We start from the raw sequence: 12,776 nt of genomic DNA on the forward strand, positions 1-12,776 counted from the left end.
GTTAATAAAAAACAAGGTGCCTTGTCTAAAAGGCACCTTATTACAAATATATTAATTACAATCTTGTTTGAAACAAATGAAAGTAAGCTTCATTTGCATTGATAGTATCTTTGAAATTACGGATTGTTGTGTTTTGGTCAATAACTAATAATTCAATTCCAGCAATATCAGCAAAATCTTCCATAAACTCAGTAGTAATTGCTTGGCTGTAAACAGTATGGTGCGCTCCACCAGCCAAAATCCAAGCAGTAGCAGCTACATCAAGGTTTGGTTTACAATCCCAAAGTACACGAGCTACAGGTAATTTTGGTAAATCAGCCATTGGTTTAACAGCAGTTACTTCGTTAACGATTAAACGGAAACGAGTTCCCATATCTACCAACGAAACGTTGATAGCATCACCAGCTGGAGAGTTGAATACCAAACGAGCTGGATCTTCTTTTCCTCCAATTCCTAATGGATGTACTTCGCAAGATGGTTTTCCGTCAGCAATAGAGGGACAGATTTCCAACATGTGAGAACCCAAAACGTATGATTTTTGAGGTGTAAAGTGATAGGTGTAATCTTCCATGAAAGAAGTTCCTCCTTCAAGACCAATGTTCATTACTTTCAAAGCACGAACCATAGCCGCAGTTTTCCAGTCACCTTCTCCACCAAAACCGTAACCATCTGCCATTAAACGTTGCGTTGCGATTCCTGGCAATTGTTTCCAAACTCCAAGATTTTCAAAAGTATCGGTAAAGGCTCCAAATCCTCCTTCTTCTAAGAAAGCTCTCAAACCTAATTCGATTTTAGCCGCTTCAACTAAAGAATCTCTTTGTGCACCACCTTCTAAAAGTTGTGGTGTTAAGTTATAAGAAGACTCATAAACTGCTAATAAATCAGCCAATTGTTTATCAGTAACTTTTTCGATATGTTTAGTAACATCTGAAGAATCATATCCATTAACAGACATTCCGAAACGCACTTGCGCTTCAACTTTATCACCTTCAGTAACGGCAACTTCACGCATATTGTCACCAATACGAGCTACTTTTAAGTTTTGCAATTCATTCCAACCTAAAGCAACTCTTGTCCAGTTTCCAAGTTTTGTTAAAACTCTTTCTTCTTGCCAGTGACCAACTATAACTTTACGTTTTTTACGTAATCTAGATACCATAAATCCAAATTCTCTATCTCCGTGAGCTGATTGGTTTAAGTTCATGAAATCCATATCGATTGAAGACCATGGAATTTCAGCATTGTATTGTGTATGTAAGTGACATAATGGTTTGTTTAAAATTGTCAAACCACCAATCCACATTTTTGCTGGAGAAAAAGTGTGCATCCAAGTAATAATACCGATACAGTTTTTATTAGAATTTGCCTCTAAACATAAATCTAAAACTTGTTTAGGCGATTTTAAAGTGTCTTTAGTAACGATTTTTACTGGAATTTGAGAAGCTTCATCAAAAGCTTTTCCCATAATTGCAGCATGTTCTGCTACTTTTAATAATGTTTCCGGTCCGTATAATTCCTGGCTTCCTACTACAAACCAAACTTCTTTTTGTGAAATATCTATCATTTTAGTATATTTTTTTATCGTTTATTGTTTTTCAAGATTTAGTAAAATCTATTCTCTCTATTCTATTTTCTTAATTCTGCAATCTTTTTTATTGTCCGTAATACGAATCTTTTCCGTGTTTACGTAAATAATGTTTTTTGATTAATGAATCTTTCAATCTTGGTGCATTCGGATTGATTTGCAAAGTCAAATACGCCATTTCTGCAACTACCTCTAAAACTTTAGAATTGTAAACGGCTTTAGCAGCATTTTTTCCCCAAGCAAAAGGACCATGATTTCCTAACAAAACCATTTCGGTTTCTTCGTAAGAAAGTCCTCTTTCTGTAAAACAATCTAAAATTTGAATACCCGTATTATGCTCGTAATTCCCTTCAATTAAGTTATCTTCCATTGGCGCAGCACAAGGAATGTCTGATGTTAAATGATCGGCATGAGTAGTTCCGAAAATTGGAATATCTCTTTGCGATTGCGCCCAAGCCACAGAATAGGTTGCATGTGTATGTGCTATTCCGCCAATATTTTCCCAATGCTTGTATAAATACGCATGGGTTTTGGTATCAGACGACGGACGTTTAGTTCCTTCCACAATATTGTTATCAAAATCAACAATAACAATATCTTCCGGCTTTAAAATCTCATAAGGAACACCGCTCGGTTTAATGGCAAAAGTTCCTCTTGCTCTATCCACCGCACTAACATTTCCAAAAGTGTAAACCACCAAATTCAAAGCATTCAGCTCCATATTGGCTTCGTAACATTCTTCTTTTAAACTTTTATAAATAGAACTCATGTTTTTATTTTTTTGTAATTGATTCTACAAATTCACATAAAGCACTATAAGATGCCATTCCTTTAGCATATTCAGCCACTTTATCCGCTTCTGGATGATATTCACTTTCAAAATCACTCCCCATATGTTTACTTGCTTCAATAACATTTGGATAAATTCCAGCTGCTACCGCTGCATAAATAGCCGCACCTAAAGCTGGTGCCTGATCTGAAGCCGCAACTTTAATGGGTTTATTTAAAACATTAGCCAACGTTTGCATGATGAAAGGCGATTTGCGCGCTACTCCACCAATTCCGATTACGGTATCAATTCGAACACCTTCCTCTTCAAAACGGTCAACAATTTTTTTAGAACCGAAACAAATCGCATTAATTAAAGCTTTAAAAATATGTGGTGCTTTTGTTCCTAAAGATAAATTGGTCATTGCCGCTTTTAACCCTTGATTCGCATCTGGAGTCCTGCGTCCATTTACCCAGTCTAAAGCCGTTGGAATACTTTCTGACAACGGAATAGCTTCTGCTTGTTGGGTTAATGTTTTAATGAAATTATTTTCAACTTCTTCTTTTAATCTAATTTTTTGATCGTCTGATAAAAGGTTTGAACTGTAAACCAAATTATCCAAAGGCCAGCTCAACGTTTCTTTAAACCATGCCAACACATCACCAAAAGCCGATTGTCCAGCTTCTAATCCGATGTAATTTGGAATTACTGAGCCGTCAACTTGTCCACAAATTCCACGAACACAATTTGAACCGATGATTTCTTTATCAGCAATCATAATATCGCAAGTAGAAGTTCCCATTACACGAACCAATGTGTGCTCATCCACTTTTGCTCCCACAGCTCCCGAGTGCGCATCAAAAGTTCCAACTGCAATTATAGTATCTGTAGTTAAGCCTAAACGAGTTGCCCATTCTTCACTTAAAGTTCCGGCAACCTCATCAGATGTGAATGTTGCATCGAATAAGTTTTCTCTTAAATCAGCTAAATACGGATCTAATTTTGATAAAAATTCAACTGGAGGTAATCCGTTCCAATCGTCATGCCACATTGCTTTATGGCCTGCTGCACAACGTGAGCGTTTGAATGATTTTACATCTTTGTCAGCAACTAACAAATACGTCATTAAATCACAATGCTCCATCCAAGTATGTGCTGCTTTTTTCACTGCCTCATCTTCACGAGCGATATGTAAAATTTTAGCCCAAAACCATTCAGACGAATAAATTCCACCTTCGTATTTAGTGAAATCTTCGCCTCCCCAAGAAACCGCTAATTTATTTATCTCATCGGCTTCGTTAATAGAAGTATGGTCTTTCCAAAGAATCATCATGGCATTTGGATTCTCTGCAAATTCTGGAGTTAATGCTAATGGCGTTCCATCAGCTGCCACAGGAATTGGAGAAGAACCAGTAGTGTCAATACAAATACTTTTGATTTGCTCCGCAGGAATATTTGCCGATTGCACTACGTTTTTAATTGTATTTTCAAGTCCTTCGATGTGATCCAAAGGGTGTTGACGAAATTGATTGATGGCAGCATTGCAATATTGCTTGTTTTTCCATCTTTGGTAATAATGAACGTTTGATGCTACTTCATGGCCATTTTCTGCATCTATCAAAACAGCACGAACAGAATCCGTTCCGTAATCTAAGCCAATTACATAATTTTTCATCTTAAAAGACTTTTACTTTTTTAGGTTACAAATATAATATTCTCTTTTTAATAAGTGTTTATTTTACACTTTTTTAAATTAATAAAATTCAAACAAAGATTTCATATCATTATCAAATTTTACTTTCATCATTCTTGAATGTTATTATTATGTGTTTCTTCAATTAAATATCTAAAACCATAACTTTATTTTATTTTTAATTTTAAAATAGCAACAGAGTAAGCAGGCAAATTCAATACTGCTTTTCTACCTTTCATTTTGTATTCACTTTCAGTTGGAATTATTTTGGTAGGTTCAGCAATAGTATTGTAATCTTCTAAATTGGAATGTGTCATAAGGATTAATTTACCTTTAGATTCTAGGGCGTTTCCAGACAAGTTAAGAGCAACGTCTTGCGCTTTCGCAGATGTGTTAACAAGTTTCACAATTAATTCTTTTTTGTCTATGTCTTTTGCGGCAGTGGCATACAACTCGTTTTGACCTGTCAAGGCTTTTCCATCTTTTGTAATGGCAACAACATCAGTTCCTTTGTTGGTAGAAAACAACTTTTGAACATAGTAATTGGCTGTACCAAAAGAATGTATATTATCAAACCAAATCATATCGGGAGCCCACTGAAAAGCATCAACATGAGCCATCAAGGGTGCATAAGAAGTTAAATGAACCACATCTGCATTGCGTTCTAAACCAGTCATAAATGCGGCTTCAGACACTGCTGATAACCAGTTATTTTCTTTCATTCCATCTTCTACACCTTTAGGATGCGCGGCATATTCACCTGCAAAAACCTTTGGCCCTTTCCTGTCGTAGTTATCGTATCTCGTTGCGTTTTCTTTGAACCACTCAGGATTTTTATAATAATGCTCATCAACAATTTCAGCATTTAACTTTTTAAGTTCTTGCATTCCATAATCGAAAAAAGCTCCGTCAGGCGAAGGTCCCGAACCTGATACTATAATCATATTTGGATATTTTGCTTTTATCGCTTCTGCAAAAACTTTGTATCGCTCAATATACTGTGGTCCCCATTGTTCATTTCCAACCCCAATAAATTTTAGGTTAAATGGTTTTGGATGTCCCATATCAGAACGCAATTTCCCCCATTTTGAAGTAACTGCTCCATTGGCAAATTCAATTAAATCCAAAGCATCTTGTACATAAGGATCTAGTTCTTCCATAGGAACTAATTCGCCTGTATTGTATTGACAAGCAATTCCACAACTTAAAATCGGGAGCGGTTCTGCACCTATATCTTCTGACAATTGGAAATATTCAAAAAAACCTAAACCAAAAGATTGAAAATAATCGGGTGCATCTTTATGTTTGAATTCGGTATTCCAACGGTTAATCATGGTTTCTCGATCTTCTACAGCGCCAACCGTTTTTTTCCATTGGTATCTGTTTTCCAATGTTCTTCCTTCAACGATACAACCGCCTGGGAATCGTAAAAATCCAGGTTTTAAATCGTATAATAATTGTACCAAATCCTTACGTAAACCATTTTTCCTATTGTTCCAAGTCTCTTCTGGGAACAATGAAATCATATCCAAATCGATCGTTCCAGTTCCTTCAAAAGTGATTCTCAGTTGTGCTTTCGCTTCGGTTTCAGTAGCAATGATTTGAGAAGAATATTGTTTCCAATTCGTATCTGTTGGAACTATAGTTGTTTCGCCTAAAACTTTTTTGTCTTTAGTAATAAATTGAATAATAATCTTTTTGATGCCATTATTGTGGTTGGCTGCTTTTAAGGAAAGATTGTATTTGGCATCTTTTATAACTCCCATTCCACGAAATCCTTCATTAACGATTTGGTATCCTTTGTCATTATTAATTATAATTCTACAAAAATCAGAGTTGTTTGCGTTTCCAGAAGTTCGCATTGGCGTGGCAATACCAGATTCCTGATTTAAAGAATGATTTTTACTATTGGGTTGCCACCAACCCATAAGTGGAGAGGCAAATTCGAAAGAACGATTTTTTACCATTTCAGCATACAAACCACCATCGGCAGCAAAGTTGATATCTTCGAAAAAGACACCGTACATTGTTGGCTGAATTTTGGCAATGGTTTGTGCGGTATTTACTTCAAGATTGGTTTGTGCGAGTACTGATAAACCGTTTAGTAAAAGACCGCAAAGGGTAATTTTTGTAATTAAATTTGATTTCATTTTATAATTTCTTTCCATTCTTCACAGACTCTTGCACTTTCCTGATTAATAAAATTCAAACAATGGTTTGTCTTCTTTATCAAATTTTACTTTCATCATTCTTGCATGACGATTAGGATCGTATAACGGGTCAGCCACAATCTCTTTTAACGGTCTCTTATCAGTCGCGGGTACCACTTTTGCATCTCCAACCGCATTTTCATAATCCCTTGCATGGTAAATCATTAATGGATCTCCGTTTTCATCCACTGTGAAAGAGTTATGACCAGGTCCGTAAATACCTTTTGATGCGTTCGTTTTTAAAACTGGATTTCTCGATTTTTTCCAGGAATTTCTATCTAATAAATCCGCATTTTCGTCTGCTTCCATCATACCCATAGCATAGCAAGCTCCTGTAGCACTTGCCGAAAAAGTGATGTAAATTTTTCCTTTGTTTTTAATGAATGCTGGCCCTTCATTTACCCAAAAACCAATGCGCTCCCAATCATAATCCGGAGTAGTGAGCATGAACTGAACGGTTTTTAATTTGATAGGCGATTCCATTTCGGCTAAATACAAATTAGACGCTGCGAATTGTCCGCCTGTTTTTTCTGCCCAACAAAAATAACGTTTGCCTTTATGTTCAAATACAGTTCCGTCTAGCGAAAAATCAGTAAAACTTTTTGGGTCGTTATCAGCAGCTTGCATTTGTCCTAATTCTTTCCACTTATCTTTTAGAGGATCTTGACCGGAGCACTCCAAAACATAAGGTCGTAATCTCCAAATATCATCTTCTTTACTTGCCGCAAAATACACATACCATTTTCCATCTAAATAATGAATTTCTGGAGCCCAAACGTGACGGCTCATTGGTCCACTAGCGTGTTTTTCCCATACTCTAAAAGGTGCTGCATTTTGTAATTCAGCAATCGTTTTTGCACGTCTAATTTCGATCGCATCATAAGTTGGTACAGATCCTGTAAAATAATAATACCCATCTGTATGTTTATAGATAAACGGATCTGCTCTTTGCAGCACAATCGGTTTGTTAGAACCTTTTGTGTTTGCGATAGTAGCAACTTCCTCTTTAGATGTTTCTTTTTGTTCTTTTTTATCAGAACAAGAAACAACACTTGCCAAAACAACGGCAGAAAGGGCTATTTTTGTGATTAAATTTGGTTTCATTATTTTGTATTTTTTTAAGTTTAAATTTTAGTTTTATACAGTAAACTTTTTAAGGCTATCTTTTTTTTGATTTAAATTAATTCAATAAAATCACTCCTCCGTTTGGTTGAATTGTCAAAGAAACTTCCCCATTTTTATTGATTTTTATATTCTTCATTTCGGGTTTATTTCCTTTTTCATCGGAGTAATAGGAAGCGTCTTTACCGGCTAGCATTGGTAAATTCACTTTTAATTTTAAAGGTTCTTTCGTAGCATTTATTCCAACCACATACCACTTGTCATTATGTCTTCTGGCCAATAGGCAGTATTTTCCAGGGTAACCTTCTATAAAACGTGTTTCGTCCCAAGTAGTAGGCACATTTTTCATAAAGTCTATTGCAAATGAAGGTGCATCCTGCAGATTGTTTGGAGCAATGGCAAACATTTGAACCGAACTTTGGAATAAGACTGACGTAGCTAATTGAAATACATCTCCTGTCTTTCTCGTTTGTCCGCCGTCATTTGTTTTATTATGTCTTTTATTTAGCAAAACTGGACCAAATTCCATAGAGCCGACTGCATTCCTGATAAAAGGATGCAATGAAGCATTATATGCTTCATTATCGTTTGCGTGTTGTGTGAAAATCAAATTCTCGGATGCTAAAACTGCCTCGCTACTAACATAGTTTGGGTACATTTTTTCCCATCCTCTTGGTAGGGTACAACCGTGAAATATTATCATCAAACCATATTCATTGGCATCTGATAAAATATCTTCGTAAAGTTTGATTGTTTCTTGTTTATCGCCTCCAAAAAAATCAACTTTCAAGCCTTTAACTCCGTGACTTTTTAGCCATTTCATTTCTTTCTTTCTGGCTATTGAATTGTTCATACGGTATTTTGCACCTTGTGGCGCATCATTTGAATATCCATTTGAATTATACCACAGAAAAACATCCACACCTTTAGATTGTGCATATTTGAATAAGTCTGGTAAGCGGTCTTGACCTATTTGCTTATCCCAAAGTCCGTCTATCAAAACATATTCGTACCCCATTGTTGAAGCTAGGTCGATGTATTTAACCTGATCTTCGTAATTGATACTATTATCCTGCCACATAATCCAGCTCCAAGTGCTTCGCCCATACTTATATTTTTGTGAAGGTTCATAAAGTGGTTTTACAAGATCAAAAGGTACTGTGGTTTCTACTATTGGTTTGAGGTTATCTCCAACTGTTATCGTACGCCAAGGCGTTTCTCCCGGAAGGCTCATAGCAGGTTGTGCAGTACCATTGCCGTTATTTTCTTTTGGGTTAGGAAAAGCGATTGAGTAAACTCCGTCTTTGATTCCATCGCTCAAATGAGATCCGCAATAAGAACTATTAACACCAGTTTCTGAAACCAGCGCCCAACCATTATTTGCTACATGAAAAAGTGCTGGAAAAGTATATCCTTCACCGTATTTTGATGGAGTCCCTACAGGTTCATCAGCCACATATTCTTCCTCATAACTTGGTTTAGTTCGCATCCAACCAATCATCGGAGTTGCTTGTGGGGTTAAAAAAGTGGTCGTGTTTTGAGGAAAATTAAATGCTGAAATCTCTTTTTCAACCACACAACAAGCTGTTTCATCTTCCTGTGGCAATGAATATTTGAAGGCAACATCATTATTATTGACTCTGAAAATAAAATCGATATGCTGTTTTTTCTCATTCATCAAAGTCAAAATAATTTCTTTTGCTTGATAATGAACAGAAGAAACTTTTATTTTTTCCAATTCATATTTTTCATCAATAGTGTTTTCTTTAGCAGATTGAAATGTCATTCCTTTTGAAAAATCTCCGTGATTGGTTACAAGTCCCAAAGGAGATTTTTCGACCAATACTTTTTTATTATATTCTACAGAATATGAAGGAATCCCCTGATCTATATAAAAATTCAATAGTAATTTACCATCTTGAGAGGTAACCGATTTTATTTGTCCTATCGTTAAGATTGGAAGTAGAAAAAACAATAAGGTATTCTTTATTAAATTATTCATTTTTTGTATCAATCTTTTTTTAAAATTATAATTATGCCTTACAAGGTCGGCCACAAATCAGCATCCCATTGTAATTCTTTGATTTGTAAAACAGGACGTCCGTTTTGTTTGGAGCTATACGCATGGTAAATGATATAATCTTTCCCGTCAAAAGTGTAAGTGCTGTTATGCCCGGCTCCAAACCAATCTTTGTCTCCTTGAATGAGCAATGTTCCTCCACCTTCGTTTAAAGGTTTTCCGTCTTTATCGACATACGGACCCGTAACATTTTTAGAGCGACCTACTACTACTTTATAGGTGCTTTCTTTTCCTCGGCAACATAAGTCCCAAGAAAGGAATTGGTAGTAGTAACCATTTTTTTTGAAGATGAAAGGAGCTTCGAGAGCCGCATCTCCGGGGTCATTGTCTTTTAATTCAAAAGTTCGTTTACGTTTGGCAATCGTGTGCCATTCTTGCGGTTGGGCTATGGATTTTAAATCTGAATTTAATTTGACCATTTTGAGTCCTTCCCAAAACGAACCGAAAGCCAACCAAGGTGTGTTGTTTTCGTCAAAGGTCAAATTTGGGTCAATGGCATTCCAAAGGTCTCGATTCGGAATAGATTGAATGACAATTCCCTGATCGACCCATTTGTAATTTTTATCTTTTGAGTCTAAAGTTGTATTGGTGGTAACTCCAATCGCCGAAGTATTTTTGGCGAAAGCCGAAACCGAGTAATATAAATAATAAGTACCCTTGTGCAATGTAATATCCGGTGCCCAAATATGGTTCTTGAAATTAGCCGCTACACCATCAGCCCAAACGGGTTTTTCGGTAAAAACCTGTGGCTCTTTATTCCATGTTTTTAAATCTTTTGAACTAAAAACACTGATCCCCATTCCTGTGCAATAAAGATAGTAATTGTCTTTTTGTTTAATCATAACAGGATCATGCACAGTTATATCTTGTGCGAATGTTTGTAATCCTATGGAAAGAATCAGAAACATTAAAAATGAGTTTAATTTCGAATATACTTTCATTCTTCGTTTTATTTTACAATTCGTATTTGATGCAATTTTGCCGTTGGACGACCGTCTTTTGATTTTATTTTTAAAGTAAAAATTTCATCTTTATGCACATTGAAACGAATTAATTTATCAGTTGCTGAAATAATTTCTACTGGTTTTTCATTGATTAAAACCTCAAGATTATCCAATTTATAATTGCCTAAAAAACTGATTTCGATAATTTTTCCTTCCTTATTTTTATTAACCAATTGATAGGAAATATAAGAGCGAGTGTTTCTCCAGAAAAGCCCATCATCATAACCAGAATCGCTTTTTTCGCCTTTGTAATGATGATCCACTTCGGGTTGTTGCTCTCCGCAGTTTATTTTATCAACCGTTTTGGCTTCAATAGCCATCGCTTCTATTTCTTGTTGCTTTAACAAAGCTTGTTTTTCTTTGTATTCTTCTTTTGTAAAAGTTTGAAAATACATTTGATAACGGGCATCATGCACTTCGAAAAAAGGTTCTAACTGTAAAGAATCCAATTGAAAACGCGTGTTTCCTAAGTCCTTCAATTTAGAAAGATAACTTCCTTTTTCGCCCACCAAAGCATACGCTTTATCCAAAGGAATATATTTTCCGCTTGCCACATGTCCCATTCGGCTGTCATCGGCAAAAAGTCCGTCTAAATTTTCGGTAGATGTTTTGGCTGCCAAAACAATTGGCCCATTCACAAAAGCAACCCAATTGGAACCATCTGGTAAATTTTCTAAATGTGTTGATTTTTTGAATCTCACCTTTATTTTGTCTCCCGATTTCCATTTGCGATTCAGACTTGCATAACTGTTTGGTTTGGCTTCGGTTTTTTGCAACTGCCCATTGACTAAAATTTCAAAATTTTCAGCCCACTTCGGAACACGAATATTTACAGCAAAGATTTTGTTTTTTTTAAGTTTCAAAACTATTTCGCTGTTGTTTTCATAAGGGAACTTTGTGATTTGTTCCAATGCTATTCCTTGTTCTTCCCAATTTAAAGTTGATGGAATAAAAAGATTCACATAAATATCATTTTGCGAATGGCTGTAAATCAACTCTCCGTATTTGGAATGATTTTCAAGTCCAGTTCCCACACAGCACCACATACTGGTTTCTGGTTGCGAATACACGCGGTAATGATTCGGTCTGATAGGTGTGAAATAAACAAAACCTCCTTTGTTAGGTTCTTGGCTCGAAAGTATATGATTGTATAAGGTACGCTCGTAAAAATCCAGATAGCTCACATCGTTTTTGTCTAAGTAAAGTGCTTTACTCAAACGCTCCATATTGTAGGAGTTGCAGGTTTCTGGCCCTTGATTGGATTTCAGCATTCCGCTAAAATCATCAGTCGGGTGAAAATGTTCGGCTACGCTATTTCCTCCAAAAGCCACACTTCTTTTTTCGGTAACATTTTTCCAGAAAAATTGCGCAGCATCAGACCATGTTTTGTTATCGGATAAAGTGGCAATTTTTTCAAAACCAAGCACTTTTGGAATTTGCGTATTGGCATGTAATCCGGTTAACTTATCTTCATGATTGAGTAACGGCTCCAAAATGGCTTTTTGCGAAAGCTTTTCAGCTGTTTCCAGGTATTTTTTGTCTTTTGTAATTAGATATAAATCGGCAAAAGATTCGTTGATACCGCCATGTTCAGTTTTTAGAATTTGTTGAATTTGTTCCTCCGAAAGCGGTTTGATTAATTCGATAAACCAATCGCCTAATTTTACAACAATGTCTTTTGCTTTTTGATTTCCGGTATAATTATACGCATCAATCAAACCAGCAAAAAGTTTGTGAATATTATAAATGGGAACCCAAGTATTGTTTAATCCAAAGCCACTTCCGTCGATGTCGCCTTTATGAATACGATCCCAAAAAACTTTTCCTTCGGGAATTCCTCCAACATAACCCGTTCCGTCTTTATCCTGACAAAGAGCCAATTCTGAAAGCATGTAATCTAAACGAGTCTTGATTTCTACATTTCCAGTCGATGCGTACATCATGGCCAATGCCGATAAATAATGTCCGCCAATGTGTCCATCCAGTCCAATATTTTCCCAATTTCCATATCGGTCTGCTTTGGTAGGAAGTCCGGCCGAAATTAAATAAGGTGCTAATAATCGATCTGTATTTAAGGCTAAAATATATTTTAAGTCAACATCCTGCGCATTCTTAAAAGGTCCGCTTGTTAATCGTACTTCTTGTAGCTTAAATTCCTTCATCTGAGCGATTGAAGAAAATGAAAATGATAATGCTACAACTAAAAAAAGTGTTTTTTGAGTTGAATGGAACAGTGTTTTAAAAGTCACTTTTACAGAGCGAGAATACATGCCTAAGAATTATGTTTTGGAAAATATATTTTGGATTATGCGC

The 12,776-nt window shown here is 36.0% G+C and carries 8 protein-coding genes; all 8 read right to left on the reverse strand.

The features are described from left to right. Window positions 1-55: 55 nt before the first annotated feature. The 8 genes from araA to I5M07_RS06590 all read right to left on the reverse strand — a co-directional run bounded on the left by araA (window position 56) and on the right by I5M07_RS06590 (window position 12,733). The gene (gene araA / locus I5M07_RS06555; RefSeq protein WP_200105418.1) at window positions 56-1,564 is read right to left on the reverse strand and encodes an L-arabinose isomerase; all 1,509 of its coding nucleotides are present in this window, start codon (window positions 1,562-1,564) and stop codon (window positions 56-58) included. An 88-nt stretch (window positions 1,565-1,652) separates the two neighbouring features. Continuing rightward, a complete protein-coding gene (locus I5M07_RS06560; RefSeq protein WP_200105419.1) occupies window positions 1,653-2,354 on the reverse strand; it encodes an L-ribulose-5-phosphate 4-epimerase in 702 nt (233 codons plus the stop codon). Between the two features lie 4 nt (window positions 2,355-2,358). Next, window positions 2,359-4,029 carry a ribulokinase gene (locus tag I5M07_RS06565; RefSeq protein ID WP_200105420.1) on the reverse strand — a complete coding sequence of 557 codons (1,671 nt, stop codon included), beginning with the start codon at window positions 4,027-4,029 and terminating at the stop codon, window positions 2,359-2,361. Window positions 4,030-4,214: 185 nt separating this feature from the next. After that, window positions 4,215-6,197, reverse strand: coding sequence for an alpha-L-arabinofuranosidase C-terminal domain-containing protein (locus tag I5M07_RS06570; RefSeq protein WP_200105421.1), 1,983 nt, complete (start codon window positions 6,195-6,197; stop codon window positions 4,215-4,217). Window positions 6,198-6,242: 45 nt separating this feature from the next. Continuing rightward, window positions 6,243-7,361 carry a glycoside hydrolase family 43 protein gene (locus I5M07_RS06575; RefSeq protein ID WP_200105422.1) on the reverse strand — a complete coding sequence of 373 codons (1,119 nt, stop codon included), beginning with the start codon at window positions 7,359-7,361 and terminating at the stop codon, window positions 6,243-6,245. A 76-nt stretch (window positions 7,362-7,437) separates the two neighbouring features. Beyond that, window positions 7,438-9,381, reverse strand: coding sequence for a glycoside hydrolase family 97 protein (locus tag I5M07_RS06580; RefSeq protein ID WP_200105423.1), 1,944 nt, complete (start codon window positions 9,379-9,381; stop codon window positions 7,438-7,440). 38 nt (window positions 9,382-9,419) lie between these two features. After that, entirely contained in the window at window positions 9,420-10,400 is a 981-nt protein-coding gene (locus I5M07_RS06585; protein WP_200105424.1) for an arabinan endo-1,5-alpha-L-arabinosidase, read from the reverse strand. Window positions 10,401-10,408: 8 nt separating this feature from the next. Further along, window positions 10,409-12,733 (reverse strand): glycoside hydrolase family 127 protein, encoded by a 2,325-nt coding sequence (locus tag I5M07_RS06590; RefSeq protein WP_200105425.1) that lies wholly within the window; start codon window positions 12,731-12,733, stop codon window positions 10,409-10,411. Window positions 12,734-12,776: the final 43 nt, after the last annotated feature.

It is taken from the genome of Flavobacterium agrisoli (genome assembly GCF_016522065.1).
Taxonomy (GTDB): domain Bacteria; phylum Bacteroidota; class Bacteroidia; order Flavobacteriales; family Flavobacteriaceae; genus Flavobacterium; species Flavobacterium agrisoli.